This window comes from Arthrobacter sp. IK3 (genome assembly GCF_051337705.1).
Lineage (GTDB): Bacteria > Actinomycetota > Actinomycetes > Actinomycetales > Micrococcaceae > Arthrobacter_B > Arthrobacter_B koreensis.
The window spans coordinates 306726-323803 of sequence record NZ_JBPPSW010000003.1 but is presented as its reverse complement, the minus strand read 5'-3'; the positions used below and the strand labels follow the sequence as shown (position 1 = coordinate 323803).

The 17078-nt window shown below is 64.8% G+C and carries 22 protein-coding genes; 4 read left to right on the top strand and 18 right to left on the bottom strand.

From position 1 onward, the window contains the following. Positions 1-310 (bottom strand): exonuclease domain-containing protein (locus tag ACSLGO_RS06425; RefSeq protein ID WP_436400660.1); only part of this gene is annotated, 310 nt, incomplete at its 3' end. 120 nt (positions 311-430) lie between these two features. Beyond that, a complete protein-coding gene (locus tag ACSLGO_RS06420; RefSeq protein ID WP_436400659.1) occupies positions 431-1162 on the bottom strand; it encodes a PspA/IM30 family protein in 732 nt (243 codons plus the stop codon). A 184-nt stretch (positions 1163-1346) separates the two neighbouring features. On the opposite strand from ACSLGO_RS06420, the gene ACSLGO_RS06415 reads away from it, so the two are divergent. After that, on the top strand, positions 1347-1556 hold the full coding sequence (locus ACSLGO_RS06415; protein ID WP_436400658.1) for a hypothetical protein: 210 nt from the start codon (positions 1347-1349) through the stop codon (positions 1554-1556). Continuing rightward, a complete protein-coding gene (locus ACSLGO_RS06410) occupies positions 1553-2101 on the top strand; it encodes a hypothetical protein (RefSeq protein ID WP_436400657.1) in 549 nt (182 codons plus the stop codon). Before ACSLGO_RS06415 ends, ACSLGO_RS06410 begins: the two co-directional genes overlap by 4 nt. Positions 2102-2165: 64 nt before the next feature. Here ACSLGO_RS06410 and ACSLGO_RS06405 read toward each other — a convergent pair whose 3' ends face one another. The 11 genes from ACSLGO_RS06405 to ACSLGO_RS06355 form a co-directional block, all read right to left on the bottom strand. Beyond that, on the bottom strand, positions 2166-2348 hold the full coding sequence (locus ACSLGO_RS06405; protein WP_436400656.1) for a hypothetical protein: 183 nt from the start codon (positions 2346-2348) through the stop codon (positions 2166-2168). Then, entirely contained in the window at positions 2341-2670 is a 330-nt protein-coding gene (locus ACSLGO_RS06400) for a hypothetical protein (protein ID WP_436400655.1), read from the bottom strand. The genes ACSLGO_RS06405 and ACSLGO_RS06400 overlap by 8 nt, the downstream gene beginning before the upstream one ends. After that, positions 2663-2929 (bottom strand): hypothetical protein, encoded by a 267-nt coding sequence (locus tag ACSLGO_RS06395; protein WP_436400654.1) that lies wholly within the window; start codon positions 2927-2929, stop codon positions 2663-2665. The genes ACSLGO_RS06400 and ACSLGO_RS06395 overlap by 8 nt, the downstream gene beginning before the upstream one ends. A 70-nt stretch (positions 2930-2999) precedes the next feature. Then, entirely contained in the window at positions 3000-3575 is a 576-nt protein-coding gene (locus ACSLGO_RS06390; protein WP_436400653.1) for an RES family NAD+ phosphorylase, read from the bottom strand. Positions 3576-3577: 2 nt separating this feature from the next. Further along, entirely contained in the window at positions 3578-3994 is a 417-nt protein-coding gene (locus ACSLGO_RS06385; protein ID WP_436400652.1) for an antitoxin Xre/MbcA/ParS toxin-binding domain-containing protein, read from the bottom strand. Positions 3995-4058: 64 nt separating this feature from the next. Further along, positions 4059-4718 (bottom strand): TM2 domain-containing protein, encoded by a 660-nt coding sequence (locus ACSLGO_RS06380; RefSeq protein WP_436400651.1) that lies wholly within the window; start codon positions 4716-4718, stop codon positions 4059-4061. 414 nt (positions 4719-5132) lie between these two features. Continuing rightward, complete coding sequence (locus ACSLGO_RS06375) at positions 5133-5948, bottom strand: hypothetical protein (RefSeq protein WP_436400650.1); 816 nt, start codon at positions 5946-5948, stop codon at positions 5133-5135. A gap of 164 nt (positions 5949-6112) precedes the next feature. Then, entirely contained in the window at positions 6113-6826 is a 714-nt protein-coding gene (locus tag ACSLGO_RS06370; RefSeq protein ID WP_436400649.1) for a hypothetical protein, read from the bottom strand. Positions 6827-6899: 73 nt separating this feature from the next. Next, the gene (locus ACSLGO_RS06365) at positions 6900-7391 is read right to left on the bottom strand and encodes a hypothetical protein (RefSeq protein WP_436400648.1); all 492 of its coding nucleotides are present in this window, start codon (positions 7389-7391) and stop codon (positions 6900-6902) included. A 25-nt stretch (positions 7392-7416) separates the two neighbouring features. Beyond that, positions 7417-8487: a hypothetical protein gene (locus ACSLGO_RS06360; RefSeq protein WP_436400646.1), complete on the bottom strand. Its 1071-nt coding sequence runs from the start codon at positions 8485-8487 to the stop codon at positions 7417-7419. Between the two features lie 45 nt (positions 8488-8532). Then, the gene (locus tag ACSLGO_RS06355; RefSeq protein WP_436400645.1) at positions 8533-9531 is read right to left on the bottom strand and encodes a GmrSD restriction endonuclease domain-containing protein; all 999 of its coding nucleotides are present in this window, start codon (positions 9529-9531) and stop codon (positions 8533-8535) included. 133 nt (positions 9532-9664) lie between these two features. Between ACSLGO_RS06355 and ACSLGO_RS06350 the strand changes: the two genes are divergently transcribed. Next, the gene (locus ACSLGO_RS06350; protein WP_436400644.1) at positions 9665-10102 is read left to right on the top strand and encodes a hypothetical protein; all 438 of its coding nucleotides are present in this window, start codon (positions 9665-9667) and stop codon (positions 10100-10102) included. A 61-nt stretch (positions 10103-10163) separates the two neighbouring features. Here ACSLGO_RS06350 and ACSLGO_RS06345 read toward each other — a convergent pair whose 3' ends face one another. Further along, positions 10164-12284, bottom strand: a complete 2121-nt coding sequence (locus ACSLGO_RS06345) for an acyltransferase family protein (RefSeq protein ID WP_436400643.1) — start codon at positions 12282-12284, stop codon at positions 10164-10166. 174 nt (positions 12285-12458) lie between these two features. Beyond that, positions 12459-13109 (bottom strand): hypothetical protein, encoded by a 651-nt coding sequence (locus tag ACSLGO_RS06340; protein WP_436400641.1) that lies wholly within the window; start codon positions 13107-13109, stop codon positions 12459-12461. A 153-nt stretch (positions 13110-13262) separates the two neighbouring features. Between ACSLGO_RS06340 and ACSLGO_RS06335 the strand changes: the two genes are divergently transcribed. Further along, the gene (locus ACSLGO_RS06335; RefSeq protein WP_436400640.1) at positions 13263-13532 is read left to right on the top strand and encodes a hypothetical protein; all 270 of its coding nucleotides are present in this window, start codon (positions 13263-13265) and stop codon (positions 13530-13532) included. A gap of 404 nt (positions 13533-13936) precedes the next feature. Here the strand turns inward: ACSLGO_RS06335 and ACSLGO_RS06330 are convergent, their stop codons facing one another. The 3 genes from ACSLGO_RS06330 to ACSLGO_RS06320 form a co-directional block, all read right to left on the bottom strand. Beyond that, positions 13937-15661 (bottom strand): CCA tRNA nucleotidyltransferase, encoded by a 1725-nt coding sequence (locus ACSLGO_RS06330; RefSeq protein WP_436400639.1) that lies wholly within the window; start codon positions 15659-15661, stop codon positions 13937-13939. Between the two features lie 139 nt (positions 15662-15800). Beyond that, a complete protein-coding gene (locus ACSLGO_RS06325; protein ID WP_436400638.1) occupies positions 15801-16535 on the bottom strand; it encodes a M50 family metallopeptidase in 735 nt (244 codons plus the stop codon). Further along, a complete protein-coding gene (locus ACSLGO_RS06320) occupies positions 16532-16951 on the bottom strand; it encodes a hypothetical protein (protein ID WP_436400637.1) in 420 nt (139 codons plus the stop codon). The genes ACSLGO_RS06325 and ACSLGO_RS06320 overlap by 4 nt, the downstream gene beginning before the upstream one ends. Positions 16952-17078 lie beyond the last annotated feature (127 nt).

Sequence of the window (17078 nt, the reverse complement as noted above, 5' to 3'; positions counted from 1 at the left end):
TGTGCCCGACGAGGGGCAGGGTGCCGGTGAACCTGATCAGCCGGGGAAGAATCTCCTCCCAGCCGGGAGCGCCGTCCACCATACGGCGGGTGATGCCGTGGATTTTGATGTTCCAGGGGCCGAAGTTCTGGAACCCCGGCGGCGGCATGACGTACTCGGTGGCCTGATGTGTCACCACACCGTTGCGGATTTTGGCGATGCCGATCTGGCAGACCGACGCGCGCTTGGCGTTGGCTGTTTCGAAGTCGATGGCAACAAAGTCAAGTCCCGGGACAGTGTTCTCGGCACTCAGCGGCAGGGGTTGGGTCACGCGGATGGCTCCTAGAGGTTGGCGTGCCGGCCATGTGTGCGGCGCGCGGGCGGAATCTCACCGGGATATGAAGGGGTCCGCACCGTTGTTCAGGTGCGGACCCCTTCAGCTTGACTGCGGCTAGCTTCCGATGGCGGCGGAGCTGCCTGCCTTCAGCATGGCCAGGCGTGCTTCAACCTCGGTCTGCTCGCCAAGGTCTTCCAGCGCCTCGAACTGGGCGTCCAGGCTGGAGGCGGCAAGCTCTCCGGCACCGCGGACGCGCGCCTCCTCGCGCCGGATCTTCTCCTCGAAGCGGGATACCTCCGAGGTGGCGTCCAGCATGCCGACGCTCTTGATGGCGTCATGCATCTTGATCTGGGCTTCGGCGTTGCGGGACCGGGCGACGAGTTCGTTGCGCTTGCGCGTGAGCTCGCCGAGCTTGCCCTTCATCTGCCCGAGCCCTGCCTTGAGGCGCTCGACGACCTCTTCCTGGGAAGCGATGGTCGGCTCCACGGAGCGGGCTTCCTTTTCGGCGGCGATCTGCCGTTCGATGGCGACCTTGGCGAGGTTGTCGAATTTGGCAGCATCGGCAGCATTCCCGGCATCGCGGAACTGGTCAGCCTTCCTGGAGGCGGCGAGAGCCTTGTTGCCCCAGTTCGTGGCGCTCTCCAGATCCTCGGTCCGGTCATCCTGCAGCATGCGCAGGTTGCCGATGGACTGGGCTACAGCTGACTCGGCCTCGTTGATGCTTGCGGTGTAGTCGCGCACCATCTGGTCCAGCATCCTGCCGGGGTCTTCGGCCTGGTCCAGCAGGGAGTTGATGTTGGCTTTGGCCAGCTGTGCGACGCGGCCGAAAATAGACTGTTTGACCATGGATTTCTTTCCTTCGTAGGTTTCAGCTCCGGGTTGCGGGCTGCGGCAGGCTGCAGGTGAACGCGGAACCTTCCGGTATCCATGTGTGCGGCAGGTACAGGCGGCGGCGACAAGGCCCTGGGCACTTCTGCAGCCGGCGCCGCACACATAGACACCGACATTCCCCGATTGAAGGAGCCCTGACATGGCCGACGGCCGCCCTTACGTTGTGATCGAAGCTGACTATCTGGACCGCGAAGAGGGCATCATCCCCGGCAGGCGTGTTGCTGCCGTCCCGGGAGGCGTCGACGGGCAGCTGCTCATCACAGCGATCGAAGACACACCCCTGGCAAGTCCGGTGGCCGTCTTCGCCAGCCAGCTTCAGGCTTCTGACACGGAGGCCGGCGCAGAATGACCCTCAGTACGATGCTGGCCATCAGCACTGTCATGCTTCTGTTCACCCTTGTCGTGATCTTCCTGGCGATGCTCAAGACCGGCGGTGACCAGAAGAAACTCGAGGCTGTCCCCATCCGGACTCCTCTTATCCTCGTGGGGTCACTGTGCGTGGCAGCCATCGGCACCCAGGCAGTGCTCTCCAACCTGGCGGCTGTGTCAGAGCTGCAGGACAGGCGCGCCTACGCGGCCTTCGCTGAGATCGAAGCCCGGGCCAGCCTTGAAATGGGCAAGGGAGGACCGTTCATGGATGTATCGGCCGGCAGTAACGGCTGGCGCAATGATGAACTGGCAGCGGCACTCGGATCCGGTGAGGAAGTGAGCCTCAAAACGGACAGCGGAACGAAGGCCTCCCTGAGGCTGCGGGACATCGACGGAACGAGTTTCCATGTTGTCCTGGCCTACGACGGGGTTGAGATCCCGGTGCCCGTCTCGGCAATGGTCGAAATCAAGAACACCAAGGGATTCCCCCAGCTCATGAACGGCCGGCAGCTCCCGCCGATGTAGTCCGGGGCACAAAAAAGCCCGGACCCCGAAGATCGTCTTCTGCGGGTCCGGGCTTTCTGCTGTGTCAGTCCGTTTCGGAAAGCTGCCTCTCCCGCCACTGCGTGGCCAGGACGTATGCGAAGAAGAATCCGGCGGCCTGGGACGGCATGATCAGCGAATCATCCAGGACCACTGCCGCTGCGAGGGCTGCTGCTGCGCCGGCCGCGGCCCAGGCCCGGATAACCTGGGCAAGATGCGCGCTACTCATTCGCTTCTCCTGCCATGCGCCTGAGCTCCAGGACAGCATGCGGCGAGAGCGATTCCGGGTGGCGAAGGTACCGGCGGGCAACGTCAGCCTGTGTTTCGATAAGCACAGCCGCCTCGACTGCGATGCGCGCTATCAGCTCAGCGCCCGCTGCGTCGATAGACAGTGTCCGGGTGACGCCGTCGGGGAAGGTGACCTTCATCCCCAGCTGGCGCCGGTTTGCTGCTGAGGGCTCTCCTGCCTCCGTGTCTTCACTGAAAGCAGTCAGTTCCAGTATTTCTCCGGCTGCGGCCGTGACGACGGCGGAACTGCGGACCTCACGCATGGGAGAGCCCGCCGAAGCCTTCCAGTCCCTCCAATGTGTCAGGGATGATGAACTCCGGGACGGCTTCGTTCTCCTCGTCCTTGGCCAGCTGGTCCATAACGGCCTTGGTGGTGTGCCAGATGACGGGCATGAGGGCGGTGGCGTGGAGGTTCTTCTGGACCGGGTCCAGCGGGCCTCCCGGCGAGCCCTGGGCGTCGTGGATGGCAGTGACGGCAGCATCGACGATGGCGGTCATATCGAGGTCTTCAAACTTCTTCATGACCACCATGTGTGCGGCAGGAGGATTGGATCTCTCGCCGCCCTCCGGCCGGCCGGATGTGCCGCGCTTCCTACGCTATGACTTTGCCCAGCGATGTCGCGGCGTCCTGGACGTGGATGTTGCCCAGGTCCAGGGGCTCAACGGATTTCAGCGTGAGAGGAGCCGGATTACCGGGGGTCTCCCAGATGCCAAGGACCGCCCAGTGCGGCCGGTGAAACGACCACCACTTGACCCCGGCCCATTTCCTTTGGCCGGCGGTATCTCTCTGGTTGAAGACTCTCAGGGCCCAGGCCTGGCTGGCCGGACGGTTGCGCCCCACCACCTCGGTGGGCCTGATTCCCAGATCGAGAAGGTTTTGGGCACTGTCCAAATCCAGCAGGCCGAGTCCGTCCGGAACTTCGAAGGTTGCCAGGGCACGCCTGGATCCCGGAACGAACGGTGCATCAAACATGTCTGCCGTCCAGGTCCTGTGATCTCCGAATACCTCGGCAACGGCCCCGGAGGGGTTGAGGGCCAGATACCAGAGATCGTAGGCTCCCGGGTTGTCCAGGCGGCCCCTGCCCTGCGGCTTATGAAGGTAGAGGGGATGCCCCGGCTGTCCGGCCCTTGCAGAGGAAAGGTAGGGAAAGATCCTGTACGCGAGCATGCCTAGCCGAACGCACCGGACTGGGCGGCGTCGAGTGCATCTACGACTTCCGAGGAACCGCGGGTCCTGAGCACGTCAATGGGGCGGGCTCCGTCGAGGTAGGAGTTGGATCCCTGCAGCCATTCGATGGCGGCTTTAGGCTTCCACAGCATCAGGGCACGGGCCATCACATGGTCGAGATCAACCAGGGCCCTACCGGTTTCCGGGCCGGGAGTCTCAATCCCGTTCATCCACCGGGACGGTTGGCTGGAGCTGACCCCCAGAATGCGTGCGAGCTCCGCACCGCTGCCGAGGGCGTCAATCAGCAGCTTCGTGCGCAGCTGGGCATTGCCAAGCTTGGCGCTGTCCTTGAGCGCGGGCGCTGAACTCTTGCGGACCCTTGAAGTCTTGGGTTTCGGCAGCGTTGCTGAAGATGTCATGACTCAACTCTACGCCCAACAAAATTCTTGGGCAACGGCGTTGACGGTCATCCTGCCGGCACCTCTACGGCCTGACGTCCCGAAGCACTCTCTCCTGGACGGTGACTTCCCACGTTCCGCCCGGCGACTGGATCACCAGCGCGTACCCGCCGGCCGGGAGGACTGCAGTGATCTTGCCTGTGCACGCCTCGAAGCAGGCGAAGAGCGGTTTGGTCTCCTCCGGCACCAGGGCTGTGCCTTCCGGGACCAGATAGGCGAACCCCGGACCGCCGAGCGTGTAGTTGAACGTTACGCCGTCGCCGGTGACGGTGAATTCTCCGGTCATGGTCTCCCCGGCCTCGCCCGAGAATTCGGCCAGGTCCTCCCACACCTGCTGCTGGGGTGGCGGTGCGATGGTGGAGGTGATGTCTTCGGCTGCCTCCCGGGCAAGGGGAGCCGCGGCCAGAGCTGCACCCGCACCGGCGGATGACACGACGAGGAGTGACAGGGCTGCGGCGGCGGCACGGTGCGTGCGCTTTCCCGCCATGGCATGGCCGTCACGGTCCAGGGCACGGCCGAAGGCGATGCTGAACTGGTCAGCGGCCCACCAGATGCCGGCACCGCCGAGTGTGAGCGCTTTCAGGGCTCCGGTGGCGTACTTCCTGCGGTGGAAGCGGTCGGCGCCAAACGGCCCGAGCAGGACACTCAGCAGCCAGTTGGTCCGGAAGTCCTTCAGATCGGCCACAGGCACAGGGAATGGGCCGAACTCCGCGGCCATGGAGACCCGCTGCTTTGGCTTTGGTGGATTCGGGACGTTCGGGTGCGCCTCAGGGGCCTGTTCCAAGGCGATGGGCTTCCCGGCTGCCCGGGCCTCGCGCAGCTCCCGCCGTGTGGGCAGGTGAGCCTGGGCAGTGCCCCTGTCAGGCATGCTGATGCGCAGCGGCAGTGATGGAAGGGGTGGAAGGGGTGGCGCTTCGCAGCGGTTGCGCCCTCTGGGCCGCACAGGGACCGAGGTCACGTGCTGGCGCGGGGATGGTTCAAGTCTGTGTTGGGAGGTCATGTCCGGCCTGGGATGAGGGGGCCCTGTTGCCCGCGGGTCCCATGTGTGCGGCAGCCCCGGGGTTTGTCACCGGCCGGGCCTGCCGCACACCGCGGATGCCTACCTGTACGTCTCGCAGAATGACTTCATGGCAATGGGCGCTGCAGCAACGTCCGCGTGCCACTGCTGATAGCCGTCCAGGCTTCGTCGTCCTGCCATGAAATCGTTCTTGGTGTTAAGGATCGGCTGAATGACTTCCTGCAGCCCGTCCGTGACAGCCCAGTCGCCGGATTCCTCAATGAGCTCCATGCCCGGGGCCGGGCCTGACTGCCACTGCTGATTCCATGCCGATGCCAAGTCCATGTCGAAGTCGCCATAGCCCTCACTGTTCAGGGCCTTCATGAATTCTTCGAAGCGGGGGTCCGCCATGGCATCCAGCTGCCAGTCGTAATACTCCTCGACGCCCGGCTGCTGGCACGCTCCCACTGCCCACTTGATCCGCGGTGCGTCAGAGGGAGGTGCAGGATCTCCCCCTTCGTTCAGTTTCTCGGGAACAGTGTTCTCGTGGGTAATGAACCATTTCTGGCCTGTGCCCGAGGTAACGACGGCGAGGAAGCCTTTGCCTTCGTTAGTTGTGGTGACCTCCGTCTTCTCCGGCTCCACCCCTGAAAGGAGTCCGGCGCCCTCCAGCCCTTCGAGATCCTTGAACTTCTGCCCGTCCTTGGCGTAGGTGACGCCCTGGGCGGTGTTGATGGCCATGAGGTCCTGTTTTGCGGCATGGTCCTGGGCGAAGGGTATGACCCCAAAGATGGCCGTCAGGACGCCCGCCGCAAGAATTCCTACGACGACGACGCCGGTAATGATCGAAGGCAGGTCGAACGCGCCTGAGCTTGAGCGAAGCGCTGCGGGATACCGGGTGCTGATAGACGATGGCATGGGGTCCTTGGGAGGTGAGGCGGCGGCTTACCCTCTTCCATGCGCAGATAATTGATAAGTTGGCGCGCCGTGCCCTACAACGAACAACCGCAATGTCATCCGGACACAGAAACAGACCGCCTGCGCAGTGCAGACGGCCTGTTGGGGCTGCGTGATCGGGTGGCCTACTGCGGCGCAGGCTGCTGGGGTGCCGGGCGGTTCGGAGTGAAAGACAGGACGCTCAGCGCCCCGACCGTGATGGCCAGCATGAGGGAGATGAGGATGCCCGGCATCCAGTGAATGAACATGATGACAAAAGCAGCGAGCACGTTGATCCCCGCAGCTCCGAGCAGCATCATCGGCAGAGGTTTGGATGTTTCCCGGTGCTTGACGATAACCGTGATGGACAGAACCGTCATGGCCACTGAGCCGATAAAGGTCAGGAACAGCATCAACGCGAAAAGTGACCCGACAATGTCGTAGAGGCGGTCGATGATGACGATTAGCAGGAACAGGTTCCAGGCACTTCCGGCGATGCCCGTGGCCCCGGCTGCGATGCGCAGGCTCGAAGCTGGGCCTTTTGGCGGCCGGACGCTGTAGGGCTGCTGGTACTGCCACGGCGCACCTGGCGGCACCTGGGCATAAGGCTGCTGCTGCTGCTGCTGCTGCTGGCCGTAGCCGGGCTGTGGCTGGTACGGATAGGGCTGCTGGTAGGGGTAGGGCTGCTGCGGCTGCTGGTACTGGGGGTGCTGAGGCGCAGGGCTGGGCTGCATGCCCGGCTGAACGTACACGGCGCGCTGGCCAGGCTGCAGGTAGACGACGTCAGGATCCTGCTGAGGCTGCGGCGGTGGCGGTGGTTGTGCCGGCTGCTGCGGCTGGTCGTCGGCGCTGGTGTCCATGGTTGCCCCCTCGTGAATCAAAACGGCACACAGCCGTCGTTACGATCAGAGCTTACACAGCAGCTGCCCCCGTTCAGGCGCAGGTCAGGTCTGGACCGTCATATCCGAATTCCATGAGGTCGTTTCCGTCCGAGAAGACACAGGAGGCCGGCACTTCGGCGCTGATGACGGGCCAGTCATTGCCTTCGTTATCGTCCTGGATGGCGTGCTGCCGTGCGTACTGCTCCGACAGTGTCACCCAGTCGGACCGGTTGATCCTGTCCAGGCCTGCAGGCAGTGCACGGTACACGCGCACCGTGGCATTTGGCGTTTCCCTCGCAGCGGTCAGCTGGGCAAGGGTTTCCGCGTCCGTTTCACCGCTGCCGTACCACTCCGGGTGCTCGTACACGTCCTCCGGGAAGACTCTGGTCAGCTCCGAGATGGCCGAGCTGTACCCGTCATCGGCCGGCGCCCGGTGGGATCCCTGGTAGGAGAGGGATACTGCCGCCTCGGAATGGCTCGAAGCTGCGAACTGACCGCCGCTGCTGATTCCTGCAGGTATGCGGCTTGGTACTTGGGTGCTCATACCGCATCTGTGTGCGGCTGCCGGGTCAGGCCGCGCGCGGGACCCCAAACTGGCCCAGCACTTCATTCAGGCGCTGGACGCGGCCGGCATCCTGGATTTCATCGGCTGTTTCGAGCCACTGCGCCAGCTTCTTCTCCAGTCCTCCCGTGTATTCGAACTCGGGGAGCCGCCCTTCCTTGCCGATGAACTTCCGGAGGTCTTCGAACCACCCGTCCCACCGGCTTTCGGCCGCCTTGGGAAGCCCCTCGAGTGCGGAGACACAGGCAGCGATGTCGGACCCGTAGTGCCCCGGCTTGCCGCTGAAGGTGCCCTTGATCCATGACGCCTTCAGGTACATCAGAGAGTCACGGCGCCAGTTCGGCAGACGCCCCGAAGACTCGATGAATTCCAGGACTTCGCGTGCTTCAGCACTGGCCTTCACTGCGGACTGGGGCGGGTACTTCTCACGCAAAGCCAGGATGCGGCCGCGGATCATCCGGGTTTCGGCCGTCTCCCTGGGGTTGTGCCGGCGGTTCACATGCCGGTACGACCAGCAGCCGAGGTGGACTTCGAGCTTGTCTGCCTCCGTGGTTCCCCGGGGGATGTCCATGCGCGGCAGCCGGCGGTGCTCAGCGCACCAGGCTTCGAGCTTCTCCAGCTCCGGAAGCGGCGGCAGACGCACCACAGTGGTCGCCCCGGGAATGGATTCCAGGACAGTGAGCGCTTCATGGGACAGCTCTCCGACCTTGCGCTGGTGCCGCAGGTTGCGCAGGACGCCGTAGAGATCGCGTTCGTTGACGTTGCGGTTAAGGGGCAGGCGGCCGTGCCTGTCGTAGAACGCGCGGATCCTCCGGGCAGACATCAGGCCCTTTGGCTTGAAGCCTCTGCGGCGCGCCCCCTCTGCCCGGCGCCTGTTGTACGTTTCGGTGCGTGCCGCCTGCATGGAGGCAAACGCTGCTGCCTCCGCAGGGTTCCGGTCCTTGCGGCGCAGATACAGGTAGATGCCGTGCAGGCGCCGCTCCTCTTCGTCCGGAGTTACTGCGGAGGGCACCATGCCTGTCCTGTTGATCCAGGCAATGTAGGCGGCGGCGCGTTCGTCAGGCGTGAGTCGGGGCATGGTTGCCATGTGTGCGGCATCTGCCCGGTCTTTACCCGCCTTCAGCTATTCGCAGCCGATACCGTCACCGTCACGGTCCAGCTTTTTGGCGTAGCCGGGGTCCCCGACGCGGATGGGTGCAGCACCGGCGGCCCGCACGGCAGCGCAGTTCGCATAGGCGACGGCCCCGCTTTCCGGTGCCGGAGCCTGAATGGGCGCAGGGAGTACTTCGGCGGCTGCCGCGGTGCTGCGCGCGGGTCCGGCATGGGCGGCCGGCTCGTTCGGGCACCCGGCGAGAACACGGGCGATCGCATCGTGCTCAGCCTGGGTCATCCAGAGACCGTACTTGGCCTTGACCGAGGTCTGCCGTGCCACGTACTCGCACCGGAATCCCTTGTTGGGCGGAAGCCAGGTTGCTGCGTCGCTGTCCGACTTGGAGCCGTTGGCCGGGCCGTCGGCTGCCAGCAGGTTCAGTGGGTCGTTTGCCAGGGCCAGACGGTCTGCTGCACTGAGCTGCTGCGCGCCTTTCTGCCAGGCATCGGAAAGTGCGACGACGTGGTCGATCTGGACTGCGGAGCTGGTCTTGGTTCCGCGGATGAAGCTGATGGTCGTCCCGGTGTAGGGATCCGCAAGAGTGCCGGTGGCCACTACGCAGCGGCCGTCGCGGAAAGTGATGCCGGTCAGGTCACGCTGAAGGATCTCGTTTCGCTCATCGCAGCCGTCTCCGTCCATATCCGGCCATGCGGACCCGAACATGTCACGGGAGTACCCGGTCTTTGGGGCACGGCCCTTGATGGCGATCGTTTCCAGCTGGGCGAGGGCGCTACCTGCTGCTGCTGCTGCTGCTGCCGTGTCGCGGCTGGGAGCCTCCGGGGCAGGTGCTGGTGCCGGCGCTCCGGGAACCGGTGCAGCCTCGACGGGAGCTGGAGCTGCCGGTTCGGGGGCTGCGGGTGCAGGGGTCGCCTCCAGCGGTGCCGGAACCTGGCAGGCGGTGAGGGCGAAGGCCAGCAGCGGCAGGGTGATGCCGGATAGGATTCGGGTGCGCAGCATCTGCGGAGTCGTCATGACCCCTATGTATGCGGCAGGGTGCCTTACCAGCTTCGGGACCCGGCAGGCGCAGCTTTGTCTCTACTGCCCAGTAGGATGGGCGGGTCGCTGTCACTCGCGGCGGCACAAAACAAGTACGAGGATATGAAGAATGAAAAAGTGGGGGATGGCAGCAGCGGTTTTCGCCGCAAGCTCGCTGGTACTGACAGGCTGCGGCTCGTCCGCAGACACGACATCCGGACAGGCACCTGAACCGTCCGAAACGGCGCCTCCTGCCAACGGCGGCACGTACGCGACCGTGGAGGAACTGAAGGACGCCTTCGTCGAAGCCGGAGGATCCTGCCCGGAATTCAGCCAGAACAATGGGGTCACGCTCGCTGCCGAGTCGGCAGACTGCTCCGGCAGCGTCGTTCTTTCCACATTCCTGTCGAGCAGCTCCATTGACCAGCTCATCCAGAACAACAAGGAAATGTTCGCTGACATCGACATTGAGCTGAACTCCTGGCTGGTCGGAGAAAACTGGGTTATCAACGCCCCAGACGCCGAAGATCTGCGCGAGAAGCTCGGTGGGACGGTCGTCAGCTGGTAGCACCCTTGAACCTCAGGAAGGCCCCGTTCCGGCATCGTCCGGTGCGGGGTCTTCGCCGTTCCTAGGGCCGCTTCCAGCCTGTGGCTTCGTGGAACCTGTCGTCGAAGAACGGCAGTGTGGACCGGGTGAAGGCAGCGGTCAGGTGGTTGGTGTCCATGTAGACGTACACGTTGCCAATGACGGGCGGGCAGGTACTGTCCGGGCAGACCGTATCGGTCAGGTCCATGAAGGCCATGCCGGGAACCTGGGCGCCCAGCTCCTCGACCGGTGAAACCGCAGCCAGCTTGTCGGCCAGGAGCGTGTTGCACCCAGCACCGTCCACGCCCTCTTCCTTGATGCAGGTGATCATGTCGAAGGCGAAGCGCGGGGTGTCCCTGATGCCGACGACCTGGATCCCGGCCTCCTGCAGCTGTGATGCTGCATCCGCAAGACCGTGGACTGCGTGCTCTTCCGGGGCTTCCGGCTGGGCCGCGGTGGCAACAGTGAAGACCACATCGGGCTTCTGCTCGAGCGCATAGTTCAGGGCCGCGGTGTTGAAGTCGACGCAGTCCTGGGCCCTTCCTTCGCTGCCGGTGCCGAACTGGCAGGCGCCCTTGAAAAGGAAGACGACGTCGTATCCGTACTTTTCGGCCAATAGGGTCAGGGGGCCGCTCCACTGCTGGGTGTGCGAGTTGCCGATCGCAAGGATCCGCTTGGCACCGTCCCCGCCTTCCAGATGCTGGCAGTTCTCCGCAGCCGTCTCGTTGCCGACAGGCTTCAAGTCCTCTTCGCATTTGGGCCCCACCTGGACCCACTGGTCTCCAAGCTCATCCAGGGAGGGGGTCACCGGCGCTGCAGGGTCACCAGCCGGAGGAGCCTCCGGCAGCAGGGCGAGGGCGCCGGGATTGTCTTTCTGTTCCTGCGTGAATATGCCGCCGCGGGCCTTGGCTTCAGCAAGTTCACGGGCGTGCGCGGCGGCCGCTGCCTCAGCCTCGATGCGGTTCGCGTACTGCCATCCTGCAGCCGGCGCTGCGACGAGGGCGGCAAGGACCAGGATGGCCACGGCCTGCCCGGGCTTCTTCTTCATAAACCCGAGGCTGAGCACCGGCCGTTCAACCAGACGGGTGGTGAGCCAGGCCAGGATGAGCGAGAGGCCAATGACGGCGCTGCCGCCGGGAAGGCCCACTGCTTCGCGCCCCCTCCAGGCCATGTAGATGACCAGGACCGGCCAGTGCCAGAGATAGAGGGCGTAGGAGATGCCGCCGAGACCGACGACGGGCTTCCAGGAAAGGAACCTGTCGACACCGATGCGGCTCCCTGTGTTGCCGGCGATGATAATGAGTGCCGCAGCCAGCAGCGGCCACAGGGCGATGTAGCCGGGGAAGCTGCCTTCGACGTCGATGAGGAATCCCGCGCTGAGCATCGCAGCGACCCCTGTCCAGCCGGCGGCCACCGCTGCAGGCTTCGGGAGGCGGACGTAGGGCAGGACCACGGCAAGGAGGGTGCCGAGCGCGAATTCCCACAGCCGTGCCCGGGTGTCGAAGTAGGCGAAGGACTGGGTCGTTGCCGTTGCGTGAACTGAGTAGGCGAGGGACCCGGCGAAGACCAGCCCGAACGCGACGGTCACGGCGGTGCGGTAGCGGAGCCGGAAGATCCGGCCGGCCAGTGCGGCCACAGCAAAGAGCAGCGGCCAGAGAATGAACACCTGCCCCTGGACCGAAAGGGACCAGAAATGCTGAAGCGGGCTGGCCCCGGAGTGGTCGCTGGCGTAGTAGTCCACAGCTTCAGCGGCCAGGAACCAGTTCTGGAAGTACCCCAGGCTGGACCAGACCTGCTCCAGGACTGCGTCCCAGCGCTGCTTCGGAAGGAAGATCCAGGTGGCGGCCAGCGTCCCCAGCAGTGCCACCACTGCTGCCGGAAGAAGCCGGCTGAATGTGCGGGTCCAGTACGATCCCAGCTTCAGCCCGGTCCCGGCCTCGCCCTTTCGGAGGAAGGAGAGCGTCATGAGGAACGCGGAGATCAGCAGGAAGATGTCCACCCCGCCTGATACCCGGTCGAACCAGACGTGGTAGGCGACAACCATCAGAACGGCCAGGGCACGCAGCCCCTGCACTTCCGGACGGTGTCCGGTGGCCGCCGGAGCCCTGCGGCGCCCCCTTGCCTTGGACAGGTCAGAGGTCTTGGCCGTGGTCAGGTCGCTCACGCAGGGGGTCCTTCAGGTAGGTGCCGGCCGGGATTCGGGCCATTTGTTTCTATGCACCCGAACTTCCGACGGCGCCTTGGCCGCGCGCGTCCTTAAACGAAATAGCCCCGCCGGCTAGGGCAGGGCTATTTCAAAAAGAGGAAGATCTTCCCCGGGGTTTGCAGCTGAGGCCGGTTACTGCTCTGCGTCGGGGCCGGGCTGGGCTGCAGCCTTTCGACGCTTGGCGAGGAACGCTGCGCCGCCAGCCAGGATCAGGGCAACACCGGCAATCCAGAGGATCATCGGGGCCGCCCCCTGGCTTTCCTCCTCTGCGTCCTGGGCTTCCGGAGCTTCCGTGGCTGCCGGAGCCTGCGGGCCATTGCCTGCGGTCGTGCCTTGGGACGGGGATGCCTCAGGTGCCGGGGCTTCAGTCGCAAGGGTCTGTTCGTATGCGTCGGCGGTGAGCACCTCCTTGATGGATTCTGCCGGAACGAACATCGGCTCGAAGTCCATGCCGCCGCCTCCATTCATCCAGAACCGGTCCACTGCCCGCCATTCGCTTCCGTCGTCTGCAGTGAACGGCTCGGTGATCCGGAACATGATGTCATCGCCGTTCTCGTAGACGACCTCGCTGATGGTGTAGGTGTCCTCGGTGCGCAGCTCGGTGCCGGGGGCCGTGGCCGTGTAGACCGGAGCCTCCTTGAAGGAAGCGTAGGAGGTGAGGTCGCTGGCGCTGACCGGCGGCACCTCGATCTGGCCGGGGGCTGCAGCCGCAGCGCCGGCCGGGGCGAGCAGTGCAGCAGCCCCCAGTACGGAAGTTAGGAGAAAGCGGACTGTCGTTTTCATCGAGACTCATTTCAGACGGTGCGGTGGTGTCGCGGACCGCCCGCTGCCCAGTGCCTGCGGGCCGTCCAGCCTCACAGCTTATCTGCTGGCTTCCCGTGGCCGCGCGAGGCCGGCGTGGGGCGTGGCCGGACAGCTGCCGCACACATAGGGAATATGAACATCGACTCCCAGACCCAGCAGGATGAAGATCCCGGCTTCCGGCCGCTCCCGTCCACACCGGCGGAGATTCATGACGCCGCAGGTGTAGTGCGCGGCCTGCGCTTGAGGGGCATGACGTGGAAGGCAATCTCGGAGGAGACCGGGTTCAGCCGTGTCGATTCGATGCGCCTCGTACACGACCTGTTCACGCTGACCGACGCGGCCCGCGAAGCGAGCGGGCACAGCACTTCCGCCATGGGCTGGGGCGGCAGGCTCTCTGCATAGGCTGCCGACACCCCGGCCAACAGCCGCCGACATCCTGCCGACGAAAACCGGGGGTCATGTCGGCAGTGGAAATCCCCGGGAATAAAGGGGAGAAAGGGGGGGCCTCCATATATAACCAACTAAACCAACAAGTTAAGAGAGTTATATATATAAGGGCCCCATGTGTTTCTCCCTCTCTCCATTTACTTATATGGACATCCTCTATAGGCGTTCTCCCCCTGTCGTCAGCGTTGGTCTTGTCGGCGCTGAGCGCGAAATCCCCGGAATTCCGGGCCAAAACAGGGGTAGGACAGCACTGGGTATGTCGGCAGGAGGGGGTAAACCGGTCGCCGGATCGTCGGCAGAGAGCCCTCAAACGATGCAAATCGCTGGCTTTGCTGCCCCGAAACAGGTTTCCCGGCTCCCTAGCGCGCCTCCCGCTGGGCTTCGGCGTCCTCAGCCGTCAGCTCGTCCAGGACGCCCTTCAGCCTCCGTGCTTCGCTGCTCCAGCGCTCGGCTTCCTCCGTGTTGCCGCTCTTCGCCGCCTTCACGCTCCTGGCATCAGCCCTGACAGAGTCCCTTCGGGCATCCTGAATGGCGGTCTTCCGGCGCCTGGCAGCCTCCCACCTCGGCCGCTCGGCGGCAATGACCGCGTCCTTGTTCTCCCGGGCCCAGGCGACGGCACCGCTGGAGTCGGTGAAGACTCCGTCGTCCTGTGCTGCCAGCGAAGCCCTGATGATCCATCCCCATTCCTGCCCCCGCGGGATGCCGGCTGCGGCAAGGTCCTCGCCCCGCAGGATAGCCGGAGCAACGTTCAGGCCCTCGGCTACCTTGAGCCAGGGGCCTGAGACTGGTGCCTTGGCTCCCGGGCCACGGCCGGCAAGGTCAGCATCAACGACACGGGCCCAGTCCTGGATCCCCGGTCCGTCCCCCTTCTCCCCTGCCAGGTCCCGCATGAGACGCCGTACAGCAGACGGTGTAGGAGCTCCGTGGAAGGACGTGTGGCGCATGTGCTCACGGATCAGCGGCAGAACCTTGGCGCGCGTTTCGGCCGGGGCACCCACCGACTTGAGGAACTCTTCAGCCGGGGCCACGCCGCCTTCTGCATGGCCGTGGCTGGTGATGCCGCAGTCCGGGTGTTCCTGGTGGTTCCCGGGCTTGCCGACGTCGTGCAGCAGGGCAGCAAGGACCGCTGTCCGACGGTCCTCGGCATCCAGCCCATCCCGTTCCGCCGCTGCCGCTGCAGCGTCTGCTGTGAGCCCCAGATGCACATCAACCGGCCCTTCCGGATGCCAGAGCGGATCCTGCGGCCAGCCGCGGACGTCCGCCAGGGCGGGGAAGCTGTCGGCGATGCCCGTCTGGTAGAGCGCTTCCAGTCCTTTGGAGGGCCTGCGTCCAAGCGTGACCAGCTTGTTGAATTCCTTCCAGAGCCGTTCCCTGGGCAGCTGGGTAATGGTGTCTTTCATGGAGCGGCACAACTCGAGAGTCTCCGGGGCGATGTCCAGGTCGAACCGGGCACTGAACTGGGCAGCGCGCAGCGGCCTCAGCGGGTCGTCAGGGAAGGTCTCTGCCCGCGTGTGGCGCAGGACCCTCTCCTCCAGGTCCCGGCGCCCGCCAAACGGGTCAATGAGCTCACCGCTGTACGGATCCCAGCCCATGGAGTTCATGGTGTAGTCCCGGCGGGCGAAGGCTTCATCCAGGGTGATCCCGGGGTCGATTTCGATGCTGAAGCCGCGGTGCCCCTCCCCGGTTTTGGAGTCCCTGCGCGGCAGCGAGACATCGAACATCTGTCCGTTGATCCGGGTCGTCAGCACGCCGAACGAGGCGCCTACTTCGTGCACATCTCCCGGAACAGCCTCACGGAGGGCGTCCGCACTGATGCCGTGGACTTCGATGTCGACGTCCTTGAAGACGATCTCTTCGCCTGTTTCAGCAGAGAGGAGTGCATCGCGGACCGATCCTCCGACAATGAGCGGGCGTCCGCCGGCTGCGCGGCACGCGTCCAGAACTTCCCAGGTTTCAGGAGTCAGGTCCATGAGCCCGTGGATGAAGGTGCGGTGCAGGCTGAGCCCGGGTTCGGTGTGGGCCGCGGCCGCGTACTGGCCGCCGGCCGGTATCCCTGCTGGCTGCCGTCTGGGTGGTGTATTCACGCCCGTTCTGTGTGCGGCTGTGCCGTCCTGCGCCCAGATGCCGGGCGCTGCGCGGAATGGAGCCGCGCCGTACACAGGTAGGTCACCCCGGCCCCGCGGATGTAGAGCTCTCCGCCGGGCCGGGCCTTCAAGTCCAGGCTCACCCCAGTGCGCGGATGAAGGTGTTTGCTGTGAAGACCCAGCTAAGGGCTGTGACCGCGGCGAAGGCCAGGAGCCAGACGGGTGAGGGGATCATGGTCCGCCGGAACAGGATGTAGGCATCGGAGCTTTCCAGCTCTTCCCGGCGCCTGAAGTGCACGTTGATGACCTTGCCCAGGTCCCGCACGGCTCCGACCAGCATTGCTGTGCCCAGGACCAGGGTGGTGTGGCCGAGGAAGACAGGGCCGGCGAACAGGAGCAGGAGCACCGACGCTGCAAGTACGCCGCCGAGTATGAGCAGCCCTTCAGCGTTGCGAATGAGCAGGAGCGTCAGCATGAGCAGCACACAGCTCACCGACAGGGCTGCCTGGGACCACCCGTTGAGGGCTGCCCAGGTCAGGGCCGCACCCACGACGGCCGGCGCGGGGTAGCCCCAGAACGCTGACCAGACCGCACGGAGTCCGCCCGGGCCGTAGGTGGTGGTCGTGCCGCCGTGGTTGAGGTGGAGCTTGATTCCGGTGACGACCTGGAAGGTCATGAGGGCTGCTGCTGCGTGTCCCAGTTCGTGGATCACGGTGGTGAACATCCCGAAGTACTTCCAGGTGCGCTTTGGCACGGCCAGTGCGGCTGCCCCGAGCAGGACCAGGATCACCTCCAGCACCGTTACGTCCGGCACTGCCGAGCGCGCGAAGCCGGAGGTGATCCGGTCCGCAAGAAAGCTGAAGGTTTCGGTCATGCCCGAACGAGGCTGACATAGCCGCGGCGGTCCCGGTTGATGATGTATTCAGTGCCCCGGATGATGACGTGGTCTCCGTCCTCGACCCGGATCTCTTCGCGCGGGGTCTGCTTGTGCGCGGTCAGTGCGACGTCGTTGATGTTCATCCAGGCGACAGGGCCGTTGACGCGGGGGCCGCCTTCTGCGATGCGGTGGTAGCTGCCTTCTTCCCAGCCCCCAACACTGTAGGTGTGGAACAGATCCGTGCCGCGGTGGTTGCGGTAGAACATTGCCAGCTGCGGTCCCTGGAAGTGGTCCTGGCCGAAGATGGCCTGCGGAATCCCGGCGTTGGGCTCTCCGTCCTCGTAGGTGTAGGGCTCCTTGTCCTCGATGAGGAGCAGTTCATCCAGGTTCAGCGGTGTCTTGGAATCAGTCATCGTTCTCGTCCTTCGCAGTGTGCAGGGTGTGCGGGGTTCCGCTTCCGACCACTATGTGTGCGGCAGAACGTCGACCTGTGCGCACCTGCACCGTGCGTGTGCGGTGAGAAGGGACTGCTGATCCGTA

Bases quoted from the DNA above. Each gene is read 5' to 3' on its own strand.
- ACSLGO_RS06420 (WP_436400659.1), bottom strand. From the start codon at position 1,162: ATGGTCAAACAGTCTATTTTCGGCCGCGTCGCACAGCTGGCCAAAGCC.
- ACSLGO_RS06415 (WP_436400658.1), top strand. From the start codon at position 1,347: ATGGCCGACGGCCGCCCTTACGTTGTGATCGAAGCTGACTATCTGGAC.
- ACSLGO_RS06410 (WP_436400657.1), top strand. From the start codon at position 1,553: ATGACCCTCAGTACGATGCTGGCCATCAGCACTGTCATGCTTCTGTTC.
- ACSLGO_RS06405 (WP_436400656.1), bottom strand. From the start codon at position 2,348: ATGAGTAGCGCGCATCTTGCCCAGGTTATCCGGGCCTGGGCCGCGGCC.
- ACSLGO_RS06400 (WP_436400655.1), bottom strand. From the start codon at position 2,670: ATGCGTGAGGTCCGCAGTTCCGCCGTCGTCACGGCCGCAGCCGGAGAA.
- ACSLGO_RS06395 (WP_436400654.1), bottom strand. From the start codon at position 2,929: ATGAAGAAGTTTGAAGACCTCGATATGACCGCCATCGTCGATGCTGCC.
- ACSLGO_RS06390 (WP_436400653.1), bottom strand. From the start codon at position 3,575: ATGCTCGCGTACAGGATCTTTCCCTACCTTTCCTCTGCAAGGGCCGGA.
- ACSLGO_RS06385 (WP_436400652.1), bottom strand. From the start codon at position 3,994: ATGACATCTTCAGCAACGCTGCCGAAACCCAAGACTTCAAGGGTCCGC.
- ACSLGO_RS06375 (WP_436400650.1), bottom strand. From the start codon at position 5,948: ATGCCATCGTCTATCAGCACCCGGTATCCCGCAGCGCTTCGCTCAAGC.
- ACSLGO_RS06370 (WP_436400649.1), bottom strand. From the start codon at position 6,826: ATGGACACCAGCGCCGACGACCAGCCGCAGCAGCCGGCACAACCACCG.
- ACSLGO_RS06365 (WP_436400648.1), bottom strand. From the start codon at position 7,391: ATGAGCACCCAAGTACCAAGCCGCATACCTGCAGGAATCAGCAGCGGC.
- ACSLGO_RS06360 (WP_436400646.1), bottom strand. From the start codon at position 8,487: ATGCCCCGACTCACGCCTGACGAACGCGCCGCCGCCTACATTGCCTGG.
- ACSLGO_RS06355 (WP_436400645.1), bottom strand. From the start codon at position 9,531: ATGACGACTCCGCAGATGCTGCGCACCCGAATCCTATCCGGCATCACC.
- ACSLGO_RS06350 (WP_436400644.1), top strand. From the start codon at position 9,665: ATGAAAAAGTGGGGGATGGCAGCAGCGGTTTTCGCCGCAAGCTCGCTG.
- ACSLGO_RS06340 (WP_436400641.1), bottom strand. From the start codon at position 13,109: ATGAAAACGACAGTCCGCTTTCTCCTAACTTCCGTACTGGGGGCTGCT.
- ACSLGO_RS06335 (WP_436400640.1), top strand. From the start codon at position 13,263: ATGAACATCGACTCCCAGACCCAGCAGGATGAAGATCCCGGCTTCCGG.
- ACSLGO_RS06325 (WP_436400638.1), bottom strand. From the start codon at position 16,535: ATGACCGAAACCTTCAGCTTTCTTGCGGACCGGATCACCTCCGGCTTC.
- ACSLGO_RS06320 (WP_436400637.1), bottom strand. From the start codon at position 16,951: ATGACTGATTCCAAGACACCGCTGAACCTGGATGAACTGCTCCTCATC.